This is a genomic window from Dictyobacter alpinus (genome assembly GCF_003967575.1).
Taxonomy (GTDB): Bacteria; Chloroflexota; Ktedonobacteria; order Ktedonobacterales; family Ktedonobacteraceae; genus Dictyobacter; species Dictyobacter alpinus.
The window spans coordinates 4,984,669-5,008,252 of sequence record NZ_BIFT01000001.1; the positions used below are offsets into that span (position 1 = coordinate 4,984,669).

Below are 23,584 nucleotides of genomic sequence, written 5' to 3' on the forward strand. Positions count from 1 at the left end.
ATAACCTATCCATACTCGTATTGCTTGCGGCAGGTCTTACGTCTACAGGTCGCAGGTGCAAGACCTGCCGCTACTTGTTGGTATCTCGATATGGATGTGCTTAATCGAGAACTATTGGCCCTGGTGGCTGCCGCTGAGTTGGTTGATATCTATGGCTGCGGCCATCAGCTGGTAGCCGTTGTCGTTGGGATGGACGCCATCGCCGGAGTCGTAGGCTGGATTGAGCAGGGATTCGTCTTCCGCGGATCGCAATGGGGCCGCGAAATCGAAGATGGCGTCAAAGTGTTGGATGCCCTGTTCCAGCATCCAGCGATTGAAGAGCTGGCGTTGTGGTATCTGCTGGGGAGGATAGCCGCCGGGTAAGAGGGTTGTTCCGAAGACACGATGATAACTCTGGCGTGCCCGTTGTGCCAGTTGCTGGAATGCCTCGATCAGCACCATAGCCGGCACGCCTGCACGCAGATCATTTGAGCCAATGTGTACAATGAGGTCTGTGGCCCCCGGTTGTCCCAGGACATCCCAGGCTAGCCGCTGGCGTCCGGCCTCTCCGCACAGGAAGTGTGGCACCTCTATTTCTGGCAGCGATTGTGCTGGTTCCGCGGCGAGCAGTTGGTTGCCCGAAATGCCTGCATTCAGGACGGCCATCCGGCGTGTTCCGCCGGCCTCTAGCAGTCGCTTGGCCAGGTATGAGGGCCAACTATGATTCGCATTTGGCGTTGAGCCATAACCGTCCGTGACCGAAGAACCCAGAGCCACTACTGCGTTCAGTGGAGTCGTCGGAATAACATCGATACCGCTCAGGAGCCACCAGGATGTCGTTATCAGGGGATACGCAAGAAAGGCGGCCTCTGCTAGAACGGCGCTGTAATCACCAGGAACGGACACATATGAATGTTGTTGAGCGCTCATGTGGCCGGTAGTACATTCTCCCTGTGCCACAAAAAAGGATACCGCCAGTTTACTCAGCGCCTCAACGCGTAGAGCGACCGGATCACTGATGACCTCCTGTCCCGGTTCCAATGTCACCATCGCTTGTCCATCAAATAGCACCGTTTGAGCGCCCGCCTGCACCACCGGACCATCCTGGACCAGTCCCACAGAGACTGAACGCAGTGTGACCGTCGCATTTCCATAGCGATTCGATAGGCGTAAGCGGACCTGCCCACCGCCCGCACTCACATGCACAATCTGCCGTAACGTGCGCCCGGCCAATCCACTCGCCGGCATTTGCATCGGCGCTGCATACCATGTTCCTACCCAGTTCAAAAGCTGATCTCCCCTGGAATCCATAAATAATCCTTTGTCAATCTATTTCTCACGGTCTACTCAGTAATATATGTAATACCATAGCATATTGACAAAAGAAAGCCAGTGATGATACTAATAAATAGACGATCTTTTTATTATTTTGAGGTGAATGAATGGCTCGAACTGTTAAACCAGAAGAATTCGCCGCGAAGCGTGGTGAGATTCTTGATGCCGCCCAGCGTCTGGTGTTTACCAAGGGATACGTGCAGATGTCGATCCAGGATATCCTGGACCATGTACGAATTTCCAGTGGCGCGTTCCATCACTACTTCGACTCGCGCCGGACGCTCCTGGATGCGATCATCGAACGGATCAGACAAGATGCGGAAAAGCCGCTGCTTCCGATCATCCATGATCCTGATCTGAGCGCCATCGAGAAACTCCAGGGGGTCTTTGATACGCTGGACCATTTGAGGCGGGCCAACAAGGTTGATGTTGTCAGGCTCCTACGTGTCTGGTATGCCGACGATAACGCCGTTGTGCGCCAGAAAGTGGACGAGGTGATTCGCGAGCAGCGTGTGCCGCTATTCAATCAGATCGTTCGCCAGGGCATTCAGGAAGACCTCTTCACCTTGAACTATCCTGATCAGGCCGGCGAAATTATCCTGTCCCTGCTCGTGGGTATGGGCAATAGTCATGCCAGCTTATTGCTCTCACTAGAGCCGAAGCGTGACAATCAACCCACGATCGCCATGATCGTGGTTACCCACGCCGCCTACATGGATGCCATCGAGCGTGTGTTAGGCGCCCCTGCAAATTCCTTCATGCGCATCAATCCCGAAGACGTAAACATCTGGGTGGAGGCCATGCTAGGGGAAGCATAATGAGTCAGTTCTTTGACGCTCCTAACCAGCAGAAAATGGCGTTCCTTGACGGCCCCTTTTTTGCTGGTTAGACGTTGTAGGGGATATTCAATTGGCTTTACCCATTGTATTTAGATATGTCAATATTTAAGTAGCTTGCTATCTCCAGGAGTTCTTTATAGGTATCGTCTGTGGCCTTAGCAAAGCCTACAAAGCCAATGGTATTGAGGATAGCTGGATCGCTCTCCCCGATAGTTAAAAACGCATCCTGAACGCGCAAAACATCATAGAGTTGGATATCTTTACGTACAGCAATTGGTCCCGAAGGAATAGGAAAGCTTTTAGCGAGGATGATGAGACTAGGTGTGCGGGCTTCTTTTTGATAGAGATCATAGTTATCGCTTGAGACTGCTCCGGCAGGATACTTTCCACTGAACACACCCTGAAGAACCTCTTCATGTGAGCCTGCATAGACGCCTCTGATATCCTTATCGGGATCAATACCAGCTTTTTTAAGTACGTAGCGTGGAATCAGGTTGCCACTTGTGGATAAAGGATCTACAAAGGCAAATGTCTGGCTTTTGAGCCCCTGGAGGGTGTGAATACCACTATTCGCGCCAACAATAATGTAGCTCTGATACGTTTTCTGCCCTTCCGTTCGTACTTGACGTAGGATGACTTTCGCGCCATATTTCTGATGAGCATGCAAATAGCTAAATGGGCCCAGCCATCCAACTTCAACCCTTCCCTGGGCCAGGGCGTTGACCGTATCGGTGTATGTTGATCCTATAGACTCTGACGAGACAGGTATCCCTAAGAGGTTAGCCAGACTATTATTAAAGTTGCTGGTATCAACCTTCCCTCCTGGACTATTTCCAATTGGTAGCCAGCCAATCCGTAGTCGGGTCAACTGACTCTTTCTCTGAGCTTCAAATGCTTGCTGGGCTTTTTTGAGTTGGTCCCGTTCTTTCTGCATGTCCCCCTCCTTTATGATCAGAAAGCCACCCAGAAAGGTTAAAAGGCTAATCGTGGCAGCAGGCAGTACAAGATGGTTGAGGAAGGCACGGCGCCCCTGAGTCGTTGATGTGTCCTCTTCCTTCATTGTCTCCACGAGTATCAAAAGCGCAACAAAGGCAATGATAAGCAAAGGCACTATCGGACCTATCCAGGCTGGCAGTGAGATAGCGTTTTTGAGGAGGTCAAAGCACACACTCAGAAAAAGCCCAATCAGCAGCACGAGCTGGAAATTCCGCTTCTGGAATCTATTCTCCTGAGAATTACTCTCCTGGAATTTATTCTCCTGGCCACTCATGAATAACCACTTTCTCTCGTAGATCGCTCTTAATAATCTATCCACATAATGATCAAAAATGTATAGCGGCCGAATCAGTAAACAATAATAATGGAAGCTTACTATATGTCTCTACTCTAATGATCGAGTAATATGGACAAGGAAAAGTGTCACATGCCAGCCATGCTCTTGCATTATAAAAGGTTCTATATATGAATGCAAGAGTCTAACTGCCTGAGGGTGTCATTCATTTTTTTTCACGCACACCGACATGGTCCTCAGCGATTCCTCCCCCTATCACGACCACGTTCCCGTAGTTACGACCCTCAGCGGTCGTTTGCCACCCGCCTCAGCGTGGTGGCCCAGTTTCCCCGCCATCCAGGTCCCTTTCGCCGGGCTAGTTGCCTTACGCGGTGCCCAAAAGGAACCTCCCCATGGGTTCACCGTGTCAGACCGTATAGGACTCCAGGGTTCATGCGATCATTTCATATTTAAACAGTGTTGCGCCCTTGCGGCCAATACATCTCACGTCGGGATTTGTTGCCTGTACAGGATCATGTTGAAGCAACTGAATCGTGTGGCGAGGAGACGGCAACCCGCAAGGGGATTGCCCTACATCTGTTGTATTTCTTGTTTCGTTATCGTAAAGATAATATAAGGTTTAATCTCTCCCTGTATGATAAAGTGGCCTGTAAATGAGTATTGTAGGGCAATCCCCTTGCGGGTTGCCGTTTCCTCGTTTGACGTCAAAGTGCCTGTGGGCGATCATGTTGGGGATGGCGTGTTGCTACGTGAGATGTATTGGCTGCGTTGTGCTCCTCAAGCGCGTAATCGAGATTGAGGAGCATTAATTACGTGAAGGGGTAGAAGGGGCAAGCCCTGCCGTTACTTATTTGCTTGCGTGAAGTGGTATCCTGCTGCTACTTGTTGAGTGCGCGTAGGCCGTCGAGGATGCTGGCGGGCTCCAGGCGGTGGGTGAAGTCGGCATCGATTTGGGCGAGCCGAATGGTGCCGTCCTGGTCGATGATGAAGGTGCCGGGCATGGGAAGTTCCCAGGAGTTGTCTGCGTTGAATGTGGGCAGGTCCGAGCCTATCTGGGTGAAGAGTGGGCGTATCTGCTCATTTAGAGAGTAGACCAGTCCATATTGGCGGGCAATCGCGTTGCCAGCATCGCTGAGAACATGGAAGGTCAGGGCGTGCTTTTCGGTCATTGATAGCGAGTGGTCGGCGGTCTGTGGGGAGATCGCTACCAGTGTGGCGCCTAGCTCTTTGATCTGTGGCATAATCTGCTGGTAAGCGTGCAGTTGCAGGTTACAGTATGGGCACCATTCACCACGATAGAAGGTGACGACTACCGGACCCTCTTTCAGCAAACGAGCCAGTTCAATCTGCTCTCCCAGCGGATTTGGCAACGTGAATTCTGGTGCTTTCTGTCCTACTTTTAAGCCACTCTTGGCCATGCCGGATTTGACCAGATCATCAATAAGACCATCGATCCGTGACCTTACCTCAGCCGGAGCCTGCCGGGCCATCTGACTCTTAAACTCATTGATCTGCTGCTCTAAGGTTGCTGCTGTTGTCATGATACGTTCTCTTTCTCTCTCTCTAGTAAGTTAGTTAGCTAACTTACTTCGCGCATAAAAAATTTATTGCATAAGCTGTCTGGCTGCCTGGATCAAGCCAATGAGTCCAACCAGGCTTCCAGGCGTGCGATCTTGCGTTCCAGGAGTTCGGGAGCATGCAATGAATGCGTCAGAACATAGGCTCCTTGCATGCCTGAAAGCAGGTCCAGGGCCAGATCGGGTGAGGTATCATCCTTGCCCAACAAGCGGAATTGTTGTTCTGCCCAATCCAGGTATAAGCGGAACAGATCGCCTGAACGATCACCGATAGGATGCTCCTGCCGTTCCAGTTCCCGACATAGACCTGCGTAAGGACAACCGAAGCGCACCAGTTGTTCCTTGAATGCACGGCCAGAACTGGCCAGCGTCTTCAGACGCGCAAGTGGATCAGGCGAAGATTGTTCAACGCCCGCTAAATAGTCCCGCACCTCATCCAGACGTGAAGCCAGTACCGCGTCAATCAAGGCATCTTTGGTGCGAAAGTAATAATAGACATTGCCCAGGGGCACCTCTGAAGCCTGCGCCACATCCGCCAATGTCGTCTGTGCCACCCCCTGCTCATACATCTGTTCCTTCGCAGCCTCAACCAGCCGCTCACGCTTCTCGCCTCGCGCCATCTCACACCTTCCTTGCTCAATCTAATTGCTATTTAGTCAGTCAACTAACTAATTTATACACCATCCCATCCAGTATGTCAAGTTCATTCCATCCCATGCCTCACCCCCACCCACCACGTACGCATATCACCCACCACGTATCCCGTAGATTTGCCCGCTGAGGGGCAAATCTACGGGGATGAGGATGCGTTATTTGTTGAGCAACTTTTGAGGTCTTATAAAAGTCTCTATACCATTTTTTGATGTGTTTCGCACTATACTCTTGGGAGAGCAGATGAAAATGAACAATTTGTTGAACAACATGTGGCGATGATGTTTTTTTACACGATACGCCATAGAAGGAATGGATTTGAGATGGTTGCACTTTTTGTGTCCGATGATATGGAAACCGGGGAGCAGCGTGACTCGCTTTCAGTGATGAATCTGGATAGTGAGATGCAGCAATTGGTGGCTACCATGCGTAATAAGTTGCTGGTAGTAAAGCTGGGTGGAAGTACATTGGAGTCGGAACGTGTGGTCTTGCAGGATATTATATGGTTGCGTGATTGTGGCGTCAAGGTGGTGCTGGTACACGGTGGCGGGGCCTCAATCAATGAATGGTTGCTGAAATGTAATGTTCCGGTCCGTTTTGAGGATGGTTTGCGTGTGACCGATGCTTTGACGCTGAGCGTTGTGCGCATGGTCCTGTGTGGACAGGTCAATCAGGAGTTGGTGGCGCTGACCGAGCAACTTGGTGGACGCGCCGTCGGGTTGTCTGGTATGGACGATCATATGATCCATGCACGTGTCGCGGATGAGCGACTGGGTTTTGTCGGTGCGGTGGATGCGGTGGATGCTAGCCTGCTTGAGCGTATCTGTGCTGCTGGCTATATCCCCATTATTGCGCCGTTGGGATTGGATGATCATGGGCAGTGTTTGAATATCAATGCCGACGTTGCCGCATCGCATATCGCGAGTGCGCTGAAGGCGGATCGTCTGATTTTCCTGAGCAATGTGTGTGGCATCTGTCAGCCGGATGGGGAGGTAATTCCCAGGCTTAATGGGCAGATGGCCCAGGCGTTAATTGCCGAGGGGGTAATTTCAGGCGGCATGCTGCCCAAGGTCGCTGCCTGTTTGCAGGCATTACAAGCTGTTCCATGTGTCCATATTGTTGATGGCCGTATGGACCATGTGCTCCTGCATGAGATTTTGGATGGTCCGGCCATTGGCACCCAATTTACCCGCTAGTACAAAGCGGACAGACAAAGAAGGAATGATCATGCGCCTCTTAGGTATGCAGCCCAAAGGTTTTCGGTGCTGCGCAAAGAATGTTGGCATTAAAGACACAAGCTTAGATTTTACCGTTATTACCTCAGACGTGCCTGCCGCCGCGGCCGCCATGTTTACGCGCAATAGTTTTTGTGGTCCGGCCATCACGGTTGGCCGTGAACATGTGCGTGATGGGCGCTTACAGGCCTTTGTGATCAATAGTAAAAACGCCAATGTTGCCACGGGCGAGCAAGGACTGGCCAATGTTCGCGAAGTTGTGCGGCTGGTAGCTGAGGAGCTCTCCATTACTCCTGAGGATATCTTGCCATCTTCAACTGGCGTCATTGGTCGCCAGTTACCGATGGAGCGCCTGCGCCAGGGGATCGCGGGTATTCAGCAGCAGTTGCGCTATGGTCATCTGGAGCAGGCGGCCCAGGCTATCATGACGACGGACACCTATCCCAAAATGCATTGTTGTCGTGTCGGCAATGCGACCCTGGTTGGCATTGCCAAGGGCGTAGGCATGATTGAGCCTGATATGGCAACCATGCTGGCCTATTTTATGACCGATGCCAGCCTCACCCCTGAACAACTGCATACCATCCTTAAAGATGCAGTTGATGACTCGTTTAACATGGTGAGCGTCGATACTGATACCAGTACCAGTGATACTGTGGCCATCATGGCTAACGGACTGGCAGGCGAAGTAAATCTGGCCGATTTTCAGCAGGCGTTACGGGACATGTGTGTGCGCCTGGCTCGTGAGCTTGCCCGCGACGGTGAGGGAGCCACCAAATTAATCGAAGTTACCGTAAAAAACGCGCTTGACGGCCAGCAGGCCAAACGTGTCGCCAAATCTATCGTCAACTCACCGCTGGTGAAAGCCGCCATCTTCGGCGCTGATCCCAACTGGGGCCGGATCGCCATGGCCATAGGAAAATGCTATGAACAAGACACAATTGTACCGGAGAAAACTGATATTGCCTTTGGTTATATTCCTGTCTATCATCGAGGTCTTGCTATGGATGAAGGGCATCTATCTGCACTGAAAAACTATCTCAGACGGGACGAGATCTCGATCAATGTCTCTCTCGGCCTTGGAGATCAGCAGGCCCGCGTCTGGGGCTGTGATCTCTCTTATGATTATGTTAAAATCAACGGCACCTATACTTCCTGATGATCGCTATGCTCGCGGAGCAGGTAATCGTTTTTGAGGAACTGCGTGAAGTCCTGGACCTCTTGCTGGTATTGGGCCAGTTTTGTGGCCTGGACTTCACGGGTGTGTTGGGGCTGGTAGTCGATGCCATGTGGCTGCAGGCGGCTATGGCCGAAGCTATCACTATGGAGATAGAGCTGCTGATCATATGGACTTGGATGCTGATCGTAGAAGGCCTCCAGTGCCTGATGGACCAGCCAGGCACCTTTATAGTAGGTGACCTGCTCGGTTCTGGCCAGCCGGAATACCTCATTGACCAACTCCTGAATGACCTCGGGCGCATCTTCTCGCTCCTCGGCTTCACGTAATGCTCGATTGGCGTCAGAGGCCTGTCGACGCACGCTTTCCGTTCCTGGCGCATAAAAATCTACCCATGGCGCGGCATGTCCATGTTCCAGATGCCCTTCGCATGAAGAGTCCGTCAGGATACCCAGTACATTCAGGGCTACGACCAGTTCCATGATACCCGGATCAATCGGCCTACCGAGCGCATCGGTAGCCTTTTCTAATTGTGTCGCGATCTCATGCCAGCGGGTGGCCAGAGTGGTGGATGGTTGCTTCGACATTGATCTACTTCCTTCTTATATCAGTGTTTATTTATATATATAGTCATTCAGCGCGAGCCAAATTCTATCTCTGTGTGGTTCTGTCTTTACTACTATGGCACATCCATTGATGCTGAGACAACTTTTCCACCGGCTGAAACGTGAGATGAGGGAGAATGTGCGTGTGTTGGAATGCAGGAAGGAAATTTAAAGCTCATGAATCACAATCTTCATCCGACTTCGATGCGTGCAATTACGGTATCACGGGAATATGGTAGTGGGGGCGGTGAGATCGCTCGCATGCTGGCCCACTCCCTCGGCTGGGAGGTATTGGATTCCGGCATTGTCCAGCTTGTCGCCCGGAAACTAGACATTAGTCCCGAGGTGGCCAGTACCCATGATGAGCAGGTGGAGGGTTTTGCGCAACGGCTCTTTGAAGCGATGCAGTATTTTTCACCGCCAGTGCTGCCAGAAAACCCGCTGGAGTTAAGTGTTAACGACATCACCTATGGGCAGACGCTTGGACAGGTTCTGACTACGGCTGCCGACATCGGCCATGTGGTAATTGTGGGCCGTGGTGCCCAGGTAACGCTGGCCAGTTATAAGGATGTCCTGCACCTGCGGGTGGTGGCTCCAACCTCTCAGCGTATCAATTGCGTGATGCGTCGAGACAACCTGGATGCGCTGACGGCTGGCGAGTATGTTTATCGCAAAGATCGCGAGCGTGAACGCAGCGTCAAAGAACTGCATCATTGTGCCATCAGCGACGCGCACCTCTATGATCTGATCATTAATACCGGTGCCCTGAATTTGTGTTGCGCGACCGAACTGGCCTTGCGGGCCCTGGACTATAAAGCCCAGAGCCTCTTGCATCCGGTCACCAGCTCAAATTAATTGTGCATACAAACGACCATTTATGATAGATGGTCGTTTGTGTGATGTGTAGCTGTCATTTATGCGACGTTGGCGGTGGCGGGCTGGGCCTTGAGTTGGAAGGCTTCGGCCAGCAGTTCAAAGGCTTTGACGCGGTTTTCGTGTCCATAGAGCATGGCGGTGATCATGAGTTCGTCGGCTCCGGTCTGCTCGACCAGTTTGAGGAGTTTCTCATGGACAACTTCGGGGCGGCCAGAGATCTGTCGGCTGCGGGTGTCGTTGATGACGGCCTGCTCGGCGGCGCTATAGTGATAGTTGCGGGCCTCTTCAGGACTGGGCAGGGGACCGGCCTGACCGGTGCGTAGCCGTAGCCAGGCCAGGGCCATGGCGGCTCCCAGTTCGTCGGCTTCTTCATCGGTCTCGGCGCAGATGACGCCAGTGGTCAGGATGACTCTGGGTTCCTGTAACTGGCTCGATGGTGTGAACTGGTTGCGATACATCTGGATGGCTGGTATGGCAAAGCCTGGATTGATATGGTGGGCAAACGAAAATCCTACGCCGAGGGCTGCGGCGGCCTGGGCACTGAAGTCGCTGGAGCCGAGTAGCCAGAGTGGTGGCAGGGTAACATGACTGGGGATTGCCCTGACATTGCGGAACGTATCCCCAATGGGAAATCCCTCGTTCTCGCTTGAGAAGGCGAGAAGTTCGCCTAATTGCTCAGGAAAATCATCGGCATTGAGCGCCTGTCGCGAGCGGCGCAGTGCCAGGGCGGTCCTGGGATCGGTGCCGGGGGCGCGTCCAAGTCCCAGGTCGATGCGGCCGGGATGCAAAGCTTCTAGCATCTGAAAGTTCTCGGCAACCTTGAGGGGCGAATGATTGGGGAGCATGACGCCGCCGGAACCGACACGCAAATTTTTGGTGACCTGCGCCACATGTCCGATCATGATTTCTGGTGACGCGCTCGCCGTCATCGTACTATTATGATGTTCCGCCAGCCAGTAGCGGCTATAGCCCAGCCGATCCGCCACGCGGGCCAGCTCAAGCGTATTATGCAACGCCTGCACACTGTTCGAACCAGCATCCACAGGCGAAAGATCCAATATAGAAAGAGGGAGACTCATTGTATGTTATCCTTTTTTGCTTCATTTTTGTAAACTATCTCTTAACCATAACATCACAGGCCCCCCAATTTATTCACGGGCTGGATTTTTCTCCATCAGCCCTTGCTGCCAGGCGAAAACGGCAGCCTGGGTGCGATCCACCATATGTAATTTACTGAGAATGTTACTGACATGTCCTTTTACTGTCTGCTCACTGATCACCAGCCTTTGCGCGATGGTGGTGTTGGAGCAGCCTTCGGCCAGCAGGCGCAGGATTTCTAGTTCTCGTTCCGTCAGTTGCGCGAACGATGCCGGAACGCTCCGCCTGGTTTGACGTACCTCCTGGATCAGGCGGGCCGCTACATGAGGATGGAGGCTGGCCTCGCCGTTGGCGGCCCGTCTGACGATATCGACCAGCTCCTCTAAACGGATATCCTTTAAGGTGTATGAGAGTGCCCCGGCCCGTAGCGCTGGAAAGATATTTTCATCCTCATGGTAGGAGGTGAGTACGACGACCTGTGTCCTGGGACTGACCTGTTTCATCTGCCGGATCGCTTCGACACCGCCCATTCCGGGCATGAGGAGGTCCATCAGGACCACATGCGGGATCAGGTCCGGGATCAGTTTGAGGGCTTCTTCACCTGATGCGGCCTCGCCTATTACGTTCATGTCGGGCTGCGCAGCCAGAAATGCATGCACGCCCTGCCGCACAATACTATGGTCATCGACCAGAAAAATGGTAATGTCATCTTTCTGCATAGTTCTTTTTCCTGCTTCTTTCACTCAAGGCTATCATGTATCTAACTCACCACTATACGTTGCCTGCATTACATGTCTCAGAGGCGCGACGCACTTGATCTGTGTTCCCTGTCCAGGCTGGCTCTGGAGCTGGAAATTCCCCCCGACCTCGGCCAGCCGTTCCCGCATTGATTGTAGTCCCACGCTCTGGGGAGAGATGCTGGTTGGCTCAAATCCACAGCCATTATCGGCAATGGTCAGCACCAGCTGCTCCTGGTCCTGTTGCAGGTAGCACTCGACGCGGTTCGCCTGACTATGGCGAGCTATATTGGCAAGTGCCTCCCGGACAACCTGCAGGAGTTCCTGTACGAATATCGGTGGTAGCCCTATCACCGGGTGTAGCTGGCTGGTAATCGGGATGTCATTGTACCGGCTCCAACGCTCAAGCTCGGAGCGTAGTAGCTGCTCAAAGCCTGTCTCTGGCGGTCGCGACGGGCGTCGTTCCTGGATCAGTGCCGTCAGCTCTTGCCGGGCCTGATAGGCCAGTTCGCCGGCGATCTCAAGATGTGTACGGCTCTGGTCAGGTTGAGCATCCAGTAGCGTGAGCGCCGCCCCGATCTGGGTGGCCAGCGCGAAGACCTGCTGCTTCATGCTATCGTGCAAGTCTCGCGAGAGTCGTGCGCGTTCAGCCAGACGTGCATTCTGCTCTGTCAATACCTGTTGTTGCCGGCTACTGGCGGCCAATTGCCAGCCCATACGATTAAAATAGTGCTCCAACTGCCCAATCTCGTCCTGTCGGCCAATGGTGACGCGTTGCTCATAATCCCCATTCGCCAGTTGTGCGGTGGCCCGGACGAGTCGGCGGATGCGCCGGATGGGGCCGCGCATGGTCAGCACCCCAAAGAGTCCGCTGATCGGTGGCAAGAGGACCAGCAGGACCAGGCTGCCGATCAGGAGTAGCGCGAGCCATGGTAACGGGAGCATAAAGATGTCGTGGAGCGAGGGTAAGTTGGTCAACTGGACATAGACCGCTCCAATTGGCTGTAACTGCCGATTCCAGACCGGTTCCAGCGCGAAGACACTGTTCGCGTCCAGGCCTGTTTTCTGACCGCTACTCGGGGTACCAGTCGTTAGTGCGTGCTTGATCAATGGACCTCGCTCCGGCAATAGCGTGCCGGAAGTGCCGTGGACCGGATAGCGTTGAGGATAGGAGCTGGCCCGGATGCTGCCATCCGGGGCGATCAGCAGTGCTATCGCCAGCCGTCGATCATTGGCTGCCTGCCTGGCAATATAGGGTACAGCGACCGGATCCGCCGCGCTTGACTGACCAGGAAGTTCAAGGGTGCCCGTTTGGCCAGCCTGAAATGTGCTCTGTGGGTTGAGCGCGGTCGGTTGTGCCTGGAGTGACGCCACCAGTGCATAATGTTGCGCGACTTGCCGGGCCTCAAGCGTATAGACATAGGGCGTCACAATCAGCAACAGCATACAGGCCAGTCCAAATAGCGCCAGCAGCTCCAACGCCAACACCACTATTACCGTCGTCCATACATACGACAGCGCCATCTGTCCCTGTAATCCAGCCATTCTGGCTCTTCGGCCGTTAGCCAGCGCCTGCACATTTTTGACGTGCCGCCCCATATATTTTTCTCCATTTTTGCAAATTGATGTTTTTCAGGCGTAGCTACAATTTTCATGTCTTATAAGAGTATAGGCAAATGGAAGCTCCGCTACAAGTCTGACTATTTTTTTATCCTGGCACCTCAGTTGTAACAGCCTTTTTGGTGATAGAAGAGGTGAGCCGTGTCAGCACTAGTACCGCTATGGCGGCGAGGCAGAGTAATACATTGAGCAGGACACTCACCAGGGATACATAGGGTGGATTGGGGATGGCGAGGAATTGGCCCAGCAGCCCGATGCTCAGGTGGAAGAGGGTCGTCAGAAGCACACTGTGACCGCTGCGGTTGTAGATCCAGGTCATCAGGATCGAGGCGGCCAGATCCAGGACCAGGTCGCGGCCCAGCAGGCCCGCGCTCTGCTGCCATGTGAGTCCTGCTTGCGCGGCCGCCATAACTTCTGGTAGGTGCCAGCCCCACCAGAGTAGACCAACCAGTAAACTGGCAGTCAGGGTACCATAGTAGCTCTGGAGCCGTGGCAGGGCAAATCCTCGCCATCCCAGTTCTTCGCCAAGACTGAAGAAGGTACCTACCACAATCTTTGGCAGGAGCAGGATGCCAACGAATGCAAAGCTGGGAAAGGTCCAGCCAAAAGGGATTGGCAGGATGAGTGCCAGTAGATTTAAAAGCATTGGCCCAATTAGCGCTACCAGATACCACACAGGTGAGACGCGCCAGCGACCGGCCTGCTTTAATAGCTCACCTACACCGCGCGGGCCAGCGATAATGGCCGTAATCACCAGCGCGGTCAGCGCCGGCAAGAATGAGGGGAGCAGCCTGAGTGCAAAGTTATTGGTGTTTGAGAGCACAACTGGTATCTTAATACACCATGCCAGCGCGAAGGCCAGTATATAAAAAGTCGTCACGGGATACTTTTTTAAAAAAGTCCTCAACATAATTTGTATCCTTTTCTTCTGGAATATTGCGTCTATCAATCACATTTGGCAATGAGAGAAGTGTAATCCCTGAAGGCCTGAGGCGGGAACCATCTAGAGAGGGGATGATACCCAACTTGCGAGGTGTCTTTTCTGTCGAGCTATTGGAAGCGGTCGCGAAATGTGAGTACTGAGCTCAGAATTGTGTTGTGATAATTATCTACTAACGGCCGTATCTTAGTAGTTCGTGTTACTATATTACTTGTGCTTAACCTGAGATAAATATACCAACCTGAAACGGCCTTTAGTAGCTGAACCGTAACTAAAGGGGAGAGTGTGCAGATGACAGAAATTTCTCATGACATCGCCAGAATCGAGCGGGTACCAAGTGGAATTGAGGGATTTGACCAGATTTTACAAGGCGGGCTTCTAAAGGGCGAAACCTATCTTATTATGGGTGCACCCGGTGCTGGCAAAACTATTTTTGGTAACCAGATGTGCTTTAATCATGTTGCCGCTGGTGGCCGTGCTATTTATATGACTGTATTGGCTGAGACACATAGTAGAATGTTGTCTCATATGCAATCGTTCGATTTTTTTTCGCAGGAACCTATTGCTGATAAATTGATCTATCTTAGTGGCTATGCAACCTTAGAGCAGCAGGGGCTGGATGCTTTGTTGACGATGATTCGCAAGGAAGTTCGCCGTCAGCATGCGACCTTGCTGGTCATTGATGGTATGGTCACGATTGAGCAGAATGCGTCCACGCTGAGTGAGCGCAAAGAGTTTTTGCATTCCTTGAGTGTGATTACTGAGGCGATCGGTTGTACAACTGTCTTATTAATGCAGTATGAAAAAGATATGTATGATCAGCCGGAGCACACCATGGTGGATGGTTTGTTCCGCTTATCCTCTCATTTCAACGATTCTCGCTGGATGCGTGAGTTCCAGGTCTATAAGTTTCGTGGTAGCAGCTTTATGGAGGGGCGCCATCTTTATGCGATCTCTGGCAAGGGCATCGAATTACATCCTCGCATTGATGCTCTACTCAAGTCCCAGCAGGTCCCTTTACCTCCCTCACTGACCTCTTTGGCGCCACCTGAGCGGCTGGGCTTTGGGGTAACACGACTGGATGAGATGGTCCGTGGCGGTATCCCTCTCGGCAACTCGACGATTGTGCTAGGGGCACCAGGTACGGGCAAGACGCTGCTGGGCCTGCATTTCTTGTATGAAGGTGCAAAGCAAGGTGAGCAGTGCCTGCACTTTGGCTTTTATGAATCCACTTCACAGTTGAAGCAGCGTATGGTGAAAATGGGACTGGATATGGAAGATCCCGTCGTTAACCAGCACCTTGAGTTTATGACTCAGCCTCCAACTGAAGATATTATAGATGTACTCGGTAAACAGATACTGGAAACGGTACGGCGCAAAAAGGTACGCCGCCTCTTTATTGATGGAATTGCCGGTTTCCAGAATACGGTTGCTTCTACCGATCGACTTGTGCTTTTCCTGACCTCGCTTTTTACCTCATTACGCAATATGGACATCACGACCATCTGGTCTATTGAGCTCGCAGACCTGCTGAGTCCAACCCTTGTTATGCCTGAAAGTATTAGCAAAATCGCCATCCTGGTCGAAAATATCCTTTTTTTGCGTTACGTTGAATTATATTCGCAACTCTATCGCCTGATTTCGATTATAAAGATGAGGCAGAGTGGCTATGATCCATCTATACGCGAATTTCGTATTACAGATCAGGGACTAAATATTGCCGCGACCTTTGATAGTGCAGAGGCAATTTTGACAGGTGCGGCTCGTCCGCGTGAAACAGATAGCGAGTCTGGTTTTACCAAAGATACTTCATCCTCTCGGGAGAAGCACCAATGAGTATGATTTTAATAGTTGATGATGAGGTATCGATCATCGAGGTACTACATGATGTGCTGTCGGAAGAGGGTTATCAGGTCATGACGGCCAGTAATGGTCAGGAGGGTTTGAAATGTCTTGAGAAGTCTCAGCCGGATCTCGTGTTATGTGATGTGATGATGCCGATTCTGGATGGGCGGGAGTTATGCCGCCGCATGAGTGCTAATCCGCGCTATAGCTCAATACCTTTAATCTTTATGACTGCTGTGCACAGATCTATTAATCCGAATGACTGCCATTATGTTGCTGTGCTGGCCAAGCCTTTTGATATTGATGAAGTTTTGGAGATGGTTGCTCGTTATACGCATAATCATTGAAAGTATAATAAAAAGAAGAGACACGATGATTTACCCATCGTGTCTCTTCTTTTTATTGTTGCTCCCGCCGCAGGCGGGAGAGGGAGGGGGATTTGGCGGGGGACACCCCCGCACCCCCGGCCTGACTTTTTATCACATTTTTAGTCGTCGAATCGTGGGAGTAGAAAAGCCACGATTCTTGGTACGCATGCCATTGGAATAGCCAAGAACGAAGAGAAAGGAGAAGGTGATGTTGTCCCCAGCAATCTTGTTGTCGTCTCAGCAGTGGGCCCAAGCAACCTTTGGCTCGGTCCAACTGGGCGATCCACGTCGTGTGAAGCGTGCCGTCGATCTTGCGTTTCATCTGGCGCAGAATCCACAAGCGTCTCTGCCTGGTGTATTGAACCCAGCGGCTTTGCAAGCGTCCTATCGATTTGTGCATTCGTCGCATACCTCGTATGAACGTCTGGTTGCCCCCCATTGGGAGCACACACGACAAGCCTGCCACCAGCATCGGCAAGTCTTGTTGATTCAGGATACCACGGAGATGGATTACCAGGCTCATCCTACGACACGTGGACTGGGACCCATTGGAAATGGAACGCATCACGGCTTTCTGTTGCAAAGCGTCCTGGCTGTTGTCCCCCAGCATGATCAGTTGTTGGGATTGGCTCATCAAGAACCCTTTTTGCGCCAGCCAGCCCCTGAGAAAGAGAGCAAACAGCAACGCTGGAAACGCGAACGGGAATCGGAGGTATGGGAACGTAGTGTGCTCACACTGGGCTCGCCTCCTGTTGGCTGTCAATGGATTCATGTGGGCGACCGCTACAGTGACATCTTTTCGTTCATGCGCCAATGCCGAGAGCAGGGGTGTGATTTTCTCGTCCGGGCCTATGAAGATCGCTGTATTGATCTGTTGGTGGAACAGGGGGAGGCACCTGTGCCTCCACGATCGCATCATCATTGTAGCCCAACGCTGCATTTGCTGGAGATGGTCAAGCAGATGCCTATTCGATCGAGCATGTGGATGGAGCTCAAGTGTAGCCAGAAACACCCGACCCGCAAGGTCCTTTTGGCAGTGAGTTGGCAGTGTGTGCGTCTGTTGCCTCCCCGCACCCGGGAAGCCAACCAGTGGCGTCCGCTGGTGATCTGGGTGATCCGCGCATGGGAACCTGATCCCCCGGAAGGGGTTGAAGCCTTGGACTGGATCTTGTTGAGCTCGATTCCCACCACCACAGCCACTCAGGCTCAAGAACGGGTCGCGTGGTATCGCAGGCGTTGGATTGTTGAGGACTATCACCAAGGTCTCAAAACGGGATGCCATATGGAAGAACGAGAGATTCGAGATTACGAGGGATTGCGAACATTGTTGGGCATCATTGCCCCCATTGCCGTGCGCTTGTTGCAATTGCGCGTGCTTTCGCGTCAATGTCCTGACGGGTTGGCGCGGGTAGTGATACCCACTGACATTGTGCTGGTGGTGGCTCATTTGAGTGGGCATCCAGCACAAACCATGACAGTGCGGCAATGCTGGCATGGCATTGCACGTCAAGGTGGCTACTTGGGTCGCAAAGGCGATGGTCCACCCGGATGGAAAACCTTGTGGCTGGGATGGATGTATATCCAGAACGTGTTGCAGGGAGTGCAACTCGCCTCCCTCCTTTCGAATCAACTAGATTTGTGATAAAAAGTCAGCACCCCCGGCAGGAGGGCCCGGCCGGCCCTCCTGCACCTCCCGGCATACTGGCGGCAGGGGGAGGGGGATTTGGCGGGGGGACACCTCCGCACCCCCGGCAGGCGGGCCTGGCCGGCCCTCCTGCACCTCCCGGTATCTGGATGAAAGGTAACATTCCAGACCCGGAAGGCGGGTCTGACCGGCCCTCCTGGCATCTGGATGATAGGTGGCATTCCTGGCCCGGCAGGCGGGTCTGGCTGCACCTGCCGGTGCTGAGATCGAGGTAGCATGCATTTCTGACCCTGAAGGAGGGCAGGAGGACCGGCCAGGGGTACAAAAGCATAGTACCCCTGGCCGTCTTTGTTGCACCTGTGTTCTAGTTGAACTTGATTGGTTGTGTGGAGCGGTTGAGGGCCGATAGGACGGCTTTGATTGAGGCGATCTCGATGTTGGTGTCCAGGGCTGCGCCGAAGAAGGCGCCCGCGGGTGTTTGCAGTTGGATATAGGCGACCGCCTGGGTTGATGCATCGTTGCCGAGGGCGTGCTCGGAGTAGGATTTCAGGGTGAAGTTTGCCAGTCCGTGCTGGTTGAGGGCGCGCACAAAGGCGTCAATTGGTCCGTTACCCTGACCACGGATTTCGTGCGGTACGTCGTTGATGTTGACTGTGGCTATGCATTCCAGGGCCTCGGAGCCGGCTTTGTTTAGTATGGTGCGACCTTCAAAACTGGTCAGTTTGAAGGGGGCGGTCCGTTGTAGATATTCCTGTTCAAAGGCCTGATATAGCTCGCTGGAAAGGATTTCGGAGCCGCGTACATCGGCCAGATGCTTGATGACTTTGCCGAACTCGATGTGCATGGCCTTTGGCATTTGCAGGCCGAACTCGCTCTCCATCAGATAGGCTACGCCACCTTTGCCGGACTGCGAGTTGATGCGGATAATCGCCTCATAAGAACGACCGATATCCTTGGGATCGATTGGCAGGTAGGGCACATCCCATAGTGGGCTATGGGATTTCTCCAGGGCGTTCATGCCTTTATTGATGGCATCCTGGTGCGAGCCTGAGAAGGCCGTGAAGACCAGTTCTCCGGCATAGGGCTGACGCATCGGCACACTTAAACGTGTGCATTTCTCATAGATTTCCTGGATCGCGGGCAGGTCGCTGAAGTTCAGGCATGGATCGACGCCCTGGGTATACATGTTCAGTGCCAGGGTCACGATATCGACGTTGCCGGTACGCTCACCATTGCCAAAGAGGGTGCCCTCGACACGTTCCGCGCCGGCGAGCAGACCCATCTCTGTCGAGGCTACGCCGGTGCCACGATCATTATGTGTATGCAGACTGATGATCGCCGTTTCACGATTGCGCATATGGCGACAGAACCACTCGATCTGGTCGGCATGGATATTCGGAGTTGAAACCTCGACCGTCGTGGGTAGATTCAAAATAATCTTCTGGGCAGGTGTTGGCTGCCAGACATCTACTACCGCCTCACAGATTTCCAGTGCGAAATCAATCTCGGTTAGCGAGAAACTCTCAGGTGAATATTGCAGCGTAATCGCCGTCTCAGGCACACTTGCCACCAGATCCTTGATCTGTCGCACGCCGCGCACCGCGATATCCACGATCGCTGGCTTATCCAGCCCAAACACAATGCGCCGCTGCTGCTCCGAAGTCGAATTGTACAGATGGACAATCGCCTTTTTCGCGCCACGCAGCGACTCAAAGGTCCGTGAAATCAACTCCTCCCTGGACTGGACCAGCACCTGGATCGTCACATCGTCCGGGATATGATCCTCCTCAATCAAACGGCGCATAAACTCATATTCCGTCTGAGAGGCCGAGGGAAAGCCAACCTCAATCTCCTTAAAACCGACCCCCACCAGAAGATCAAACATCTCCAACTTCTCATCCACACTCATCGGAATCGGAAGAGCCTGATTGCCATCCCGTAGATCGACGCTACACCAGGTAGGCGCCGTCGTAATCATCTTTGATGGCCATTGTCGATCTGGCAGCTCGATTGGCGTAAAGGGTCGATACTTTGTGATCGTTCCCCTCTGCATGCCGCTACGTGTTTGAATACTCATCTGAATCTCAATCTCCTTGCTACATAGGATGGAAAAGTGGGTTAAATAGGATTTATTACCAGAGAATCTACATCTTGTTACACTCGCTTTTTAAGATATGAATGCTATCATAGCATATCCCACTGACACTGTCGAAAATGGCTTGCCAGCGAACGCGCTGCTACTTCGCCACTAATAAATCTTTTGTAGGATAATGCACACCTGAAAAGCTCCCTTCCTGCCAGACAAGATAAAAGGTCCACATCAGACCACAAAAGAGTAGCGAAAACGCACGTCGGCGGCAAGGCTCGTCCCCAATATTTTTTCGGTGGAGGGGGAAGATTGATATCCTCTAACGCTATGGCGTGGGGTTGTGTACGGCGAGGCGCCATGAGCGAGCCTTGCGTACGCCGAGTGAGCGCCACACGCAAGGCCGCGCTGCTGGGTTTTCGTGGGCCGAAGTGTATGAACGAGACGCAGTGCTGTGGCGCCTACACGAATCACGGTGATGATACGGCATCAAGAGGGAACCTGTGGTACGGCAAGGTCTCACCTTCATGGTTTGCATGCACGGTTGCCTGTCAACACGTTGCCGAGCGATCCTGTGTGAAGCACCATAATTCGTGGGCTTGCGCTCCCAAACGTTGCCGAGTGAACATGTTCAAGAAACATGATTCGTGTAGGCGCCACAGGCATGCGATGCTTTTTTAACACGTATCGCCGTTGATCAAGCCGCATGCCGGCCTTGCGTGTGGCGCCCACTCCACGTACGATTGGCCGGCGGAACACGCTTTCCATGACGCACCGGATCGCCACCCATGATCGTTGCCGAATGTACGCAACGTTGGATTATCACGTCGCCCACTCAATGGACGACATGCGGCTTTTTTCACCGTTTTCGTCGCGGCAAAAGTGCTTCACCGAAAAGTATTGGGCTCGTCCCTGCGAACCGGTACGACGTACCGTATGAAACCTTCCCAAAAGTGTAACGCCTATGTGCAACCTTGATGGGGGCTGGTCCGTGCTATGGAGTGTAATGGAGCTACTTATGTTATGTAAGTGGTATAGTATAAGCGTAGTTTGTAAGTAAAAGAAGGAGCTGTATTTGTATGTGCTATGACGATAATGCGCGTCCACCGTTGCCTCCGGGGCAGGGCGGAAGTGCTCGGGGTGAGGATATTGTGTTGACTTCGGCCGATGGTACGCGTTTTGCGGCCTATGCGGCCCAGCCGGATCAGCCATTGGGTGCACAGGTTATCATTTATCCTGATGTGCGTGGCCTGCATCAGTTCTATAAAGAGCTGGCACTGCGCTTCGCGGAAGTTGGTATTCAGGCCGTGGCGATCGATTATTTTGGCCGTACGGCAGGTTTGACTGCGCGTGACGATTCATTTGAGTATATGCCACACGTCCAGCAGTTGCAGTTGCCAGGCATCTTCGCTGATGTCAAGGCGGCTCAGGACTACCTCTATGGCACACCGGCTGGCAAAAAAGCTACTTTTTTGGTAGGTTTCTGCCTGGGCGGTACCCTGTCTTTCTTGAGTGGGACACAGCAAGACTTTGGCTTCGCGGGCGTGATCGGTTTTTATGCTGGTATGAGCCGAAACATGGGTGGTGAAGGCACGCTCCTCGATCGGGCCGCACAGATCAAATATCCGCTTCTGGGTCTGTTTGGCGGGGCCGACCAGGGTATTCCTAACGAGCAGGTACAGGAATTTGAGCAGAAGTTGAAGCAGAGCGGGATACCAAACGAGGTCATCAGCTATCCTGGCGCCCCTCACAGCTTCTTTGATCGTCGGGCTACCGACTATGCCGAAGCCTCCAGCGACGCCTGGAACCGCGTGCTGCGCTTTATCAGCGCTCATGCACAAAACGTGTAAATATAAAAAGCAGCCCTTGGGTTATAACGAATCGTAGCGGCAGGGCTTGTCCCTGCGACCTGTTCACGTACGAAATGTTCTTCAAACACATGTTCGTGTAACGGCGAAGAGATCGAGCGTGTGCTGCGTACTGCTTGTGCATGGTCGTACGTGAACAGGTTGCAGGGACGAGCCCTGCCGCTACGTTGTATTATTCGCCAACTAATGCTTAACCGAAATGTATTGGGGGTAAGCCATGCCGCTATGGTGTGGTTGAGGGATTCGCTGCCAGGCGGGCATGAAACCAGTTGAAGAGGTAGGCCAGGGTCAGGATGGCTAGCAGGATGTTGCGTAGCGCGGCCACCTCGAAGAAGCCCTGGGGTAGGTGGATATGCTGGGAGTCCAGGATCTGTGAGTAGAAGATGACATAGATGCCGGTTGTGAGCAGGCAGACGGCTCCCCACAGGTAGGTCCAGATGGTGTTGAAGGCGCCTGAGTAGGCCAGCAGAGGGATCAGCCAGATCAGGTATTGTGGGCTGAAGACTTTACCGGTACTGATAAACACGAGTGTCAGGGCGATTACGGTCTGGGTTACGTCCAGGCGCTGCTGCCATTGCATCCAGTATATGTAGATGACCCCGAGGATAAAGAGTATTGTGAAGGTGGGCGAGATTATTCCGTTCAGGGCGGTGTGCAGGTTGATTGAGCCATAGTCGTAGACGATACGCCAATCGAGTCCTCCCAGATGGGCGAGCCAGAGCAGGGTGGCGCCCAGCGTTTCGATCTGGATGGGGCGTTTGAGGAAATAGTTGAACTGACTGACGACTGCGTGGTTGAAGTCGAGTAGGGCAAAGAGTGCCGTGATGCCGAGGACAACGGCGAAAAAGAGCAGGCAATTGCGCCACTGCCAGCGTAGGCCGCCCCGTACTGTGTGGTAGAGGTCGCGTGGCATGTGGATCAGCGAACCCTCGGCCGGTTGATAGAAGCGTCCTTTGCTCTGTTGCTCGGCGATAAAGAGGGCCGGTAATAGTAAGATAGGATAGATTTTTAGCAATACACCCAGTGCCAGCGCCACATAGGCCAGTCCCCAGCGTCCGCGTTGGGCGGCGATCAGGCTCATCAGTGTCAGCGCGGCCGGCAAGAGATCATAGCGCATCTGAACCAGGGCGCAGGCTCCAATAACCAGAAAAAAGAGGAAGGCGATGGCTCCTCCTGGCTCTCCGTGTCGTAGCAGCAGGCGGTAGACCAGCACGACCAGTAGCGACATCAGGAGCGCGAACGCGACCTGATAGAGGGGCAGCGGAACCAGGAGCGGTATTGAAAAGGGGAGCAGGGTTAGCGGTGGATATTCAAGTGGCAACATCTGAAATGCCTGATGTACCTGCGTAATCTGTAGAAAGCTACACTGGACTGCCGGTAACAACCGTGCCGCATTACTCCCCAGCCAGAAGGTCAGCGCATAGCATTGATAGCGGGCCGGATCAGTCGTTGGCCAGAAGCCCTGGGCGGCCCCTCCACAGAACAATAGAAACGCCGTCAGTGCCAGTAACCATGTGCCTTTCTTGCTACCAGCTTGATGTAATGCCTGCTGGACCTCGATAAAACGCTTCTGCGTCTTATCATAGAGAGTATACGTCTTATTTTTCTGTATCAAAAGTTTCCAAACCTTTACTTTCCACATCCATACACGCCGGCGATAAAAAATTACACATAGCCTTTATCTATTTTACAATCTATGTGCCGTACCTATTATATTTTGTCTCATCCATAACAACAAGCCACAAACCCAAAGAAACACAAGCAAGGTCGTAACTACGGGGACGTGGTCGTGATAAGGGAGGGAATCTTTGG

19 protein-coding genes are annotated in these 23,584 nt (G+C 52.8%); 8 read left to right on the plus strand and 11 right to left on the minus strand.

What is annotated here, in order from left to right; translation table 11 throughout:
* Positions 1–111: 111 nt before the first annotated feature.
* On the minus strand, positions 112–1,290 hold the full coding sequence (locus tag EL633_RS19530) for a GDSL-type esterase/lipase family protein (RefSeq protein ID WP_126628796.1): 1,179 nt from the start codon (positions 1,288–1,290) through the stop codon (positions 112–114).
* A gap of 131 nt (positions 1,291–1,421) precedes the next feature.
* Here EL633_RS19530 and EL633_RS19535 point away from each other — a divergent pair, with 131 nt between their 5' ends.
* Complete coding sequence (locus tag EL633_RS19535; protein WP_126628797.1) at positions 1,422–2,132, plus strand: TetR/AcrR family transcriptional regulator; 711 nt, start codon at positions 1,422–1,424, stop codon at positions 2,130–2,132.
* Between the two features lie 97 nt (positions 2,133–2,229).
* On the opposite strand, the gene EL633_RS19540 is transcribed toward EL633_RS19535, so the two are convergent.
* From EL633_RS19540 to EL633_RS19550, 3 genes are all read right to left on the minus strand, one after another.
* Positions 2,230–3,423: a phosphate/phosphite/phosphonate ABC transporter substrate-binding protein gene (locus EL633_RS19540; RefSeq protein ID WP_126628798.1), complete on the minus strand. Its 1,194-nt coding sequence runs from the start codon at positions 3,421–3,423 to the stop codon at positions 2,230–2,232.
* An 899-nt stretch (positions 3,424–4,322) separates the two neighbouring features.
* Positions 4,323–4,985, minus strand: coding sequence for a peroxiredoxin-like family protein (locus tag EL633_RS19545; protein ID WP_126628799.1), 663 nt, complete (start codon positions 4,983–4,985; stop codon positions 4,323–4,325).
* A gap of 92 nt (positions 4,986–5,077) precedes the next feature.
* Entirely contained in the window at positions 5,078–5,641 is a 564-nt protein-coding gene (locus EL633_RS19550) for a TetR/AcrR family transcriptional regulator (RefSeq protein ID WP_126628800.1), read from the minus strand.
* Between the two features lie 354 nt (positions 5,642–5,995).
* On the opposite strand from EL633_RS19550, the gene argB reads away from it, so the two are divergent.
* On the plus strand, positions 5,996–6,868 hold the full coding sequence (argB, locus tag EL633_RS19555; RefSeq protein WP_246039175.1) for an acetylglutamate kinase: 873 nt from the start codon (positions 5,996–5,998) through the stop codon (positions 6,866–6,868).
* Positions 6,869–6,899: 31 nt separating this feature from the next.
* On the plus strand, positions 6,900–8,066 hold the full coding sequence (argJ, locus tag EL633_RS19560; protein ID WP_218027522.1) for a bifunctional glutamate N-acetyltransferase/amino-acid acetyltransferase ArgJ: 1,167 nt from the start codon (positions 6,900–6,902) through the stop codon (positions 8,064–8,066).
* Here argJ and EL633_RS19565 read toward each other — a convergent pair.
* Positions 8,054–8,671: a hypothetical protein gene (locus EL633_RS19565; RefSeq protein WP_126628801.1), complete on the minus strand. Its 618-nt coding sequence runs from the start codon at positions 8,669–8,671 to the stop codon at positions 8,054–8,056. The two genes, argJ and EL633_RS19565, sit on opposite strands and share 13 nt — an antisense overlap.
* 195 nt (positions 8,672–8,866) lie before the next feature.
* Between EL633_RS19565 and EL633_RS19570 the strand changes: the two genes are divergently transcribed.
* On the plus strand, positions 8,867–9,544 hold the full coding sequence (locus EL633_RS19570) for a cytidylate kinase-like family protein (protein WP_161982266.1): 678 nt from the start codon (positions 8,867–8,869) through the stop codon (positions 9,542–9,544).
* 59 nt (positions 9,545–9,603) lie between these two features.
* Here EL633_RS19570 and EL633_RS19575 read toward each other — a convergent pair whose 3' ends face one another.
* The 4 genes from EL633_RS19575 to EL633_RS19590 all read right to left on the minus strand — a co-directional run bounded on the left by EL633_RS19575 (position 9,604) and on the right by EL633_RS19590 (position 13,930).
* Positions 9,604–10,644 (minus strand): LLM class flavin-dependent oxidoreductase, encoded by a 1,041-nt coding sequence (locus EL633_RS19575; protein WP_126628803.1) that lies wholly within the window; start codon positions 10,642–10,644, stop codon positions 9,604–9,606.
* Positions 10,645–10,713: 69 nt separating this feature from the next.
* Positions 10,714–11,382, minus strand: a complete 669-nt coding sequence (locus tag EL633_RS19580) for a response regulator (protein WP_126628804.1) — start codon at positions 11,380–11,382, stop codon at positions 10,714–10,716.
* A gap of 33 nt (positions 11,383–11,415) precedes the next feature.
* Positions 11,416–12,999: a HAMP domain-containing sensor histidine kinase gene (locus EL633_RS19585; protein WP_126628805.1), complete on the minus strand. Its 1,584-nt coding sequence runs from the start codon at positions 12,997–12,999 to the stop codon at positions 11,416–11,418.
* A 109-nt stretch (positions 13,000–13,108) separates the two neighbouring features.
* Complete coding sequence (locus EL633_RS19590) at positions 13,109–13,930, minus strand: CPBP family intramembrane glutamic endopeptidase (protein ID WP_126628806.1); 822 nt, start codon at positions 13,928–13,930, stop codon at positions 13,109–13,111.
* Between the two features lie 321 nt (positions 13,931–14,251).
* Here EL633_RS19590 and EL633_RS19595 point away from each other — a divergent pair, with 321 nt between their 5' ends.
* The 3 genes from EL633_RS19595 to EL633_RS19605 all read left to right on the plus strand — a co-directional run bounded on the left by EL633_RS19595 (position 14,252) and on the right by EL633_RS19605 (position 17,815).
* Positions 14,252–15,796 (plus strand): DUF7125 family protein, encoded by a 1,545-nt coding sequence (locus EL633_RS19595; protein WP_126628807.1) that lies wholly within the window; start codon positions 14,252–14,254, stop codon positions 15,794–15,796.
* The gene (locus EL633_RS19600) at positions 15,793–16,152 is read left to right on the plus strand and encodes a response regulator (protein WP_126628808.1); all 360 of its coding nucleotides are present in this window, start codon (positions 15,793–15,795) and stop codon (positions 16,150–16,152) included. Before EL633_RS19595 ends, EL633_RS19600 begins: the two co-directional genes overlap by 4 nt.
* Before the next feature lie 229 nt (positions 16,153–16,381).
* The gene (locus tag EL633_RS19605) at positions 16,382–17,815 is read left to right on the plus strand and encodes an IS4 family transposase (RefSeq protein WP_126628809.1); all 1,434 of its coding nucleotides are present in this window, start codon (positions 16,382–16,384) and stop codon (positions 17,813–17,815) included.
* A gap of 367 nt (positions 17,816–18,182) precedes the next feature.
* Here EL633_RS19605 and leuA read toward each other — a convergent pair whose 3' ends face one another.
* The gene (leuA, locus tag EL633_RS19610) at positions 18,183–19,871 is read right to left on the minus strand and encodes a 2-isopropylmalate synthase (RefSeq protein ID WP_126629485.1); all 1,689 of its coding nucleotides are present in this window, start codon (positions 19,869–19,871) and stop codon (positions 18,183–18,185) included.
* Positions 19,872–20,983: 1,112 nt separating this feature from the next.
* Between leuA and EL633_RS19615 the strand changes: the two genes are divergently transcribed.
* Entirely contained in the window at positions 20,984–21,754 is a 771-nt protein-coding gene (locus tag EL633_RS19615) for a dienelactone hydrolase family protein (RefSeq protein WP_126628810.1), read from the plus strand.
* Between the two features lie 241 nt (positions 21,755–21,995).
* On the opposite strand, the gene EL633_RS19620 is transcribed toward EL633_RS19615, so the two are convergent.
* Positions 21,996–23,387, minus strand: coding sequence for a glycosyltransferase family 87 protein (locus EL633_RS19620; protein WP_161982267.1), 1,392 nt, complete (start codon positions 23,385–23,387; stop codon positions 21,996–21,998).
* Positions 23,388–23,584 lie beyond the last annotated feature (197 nt).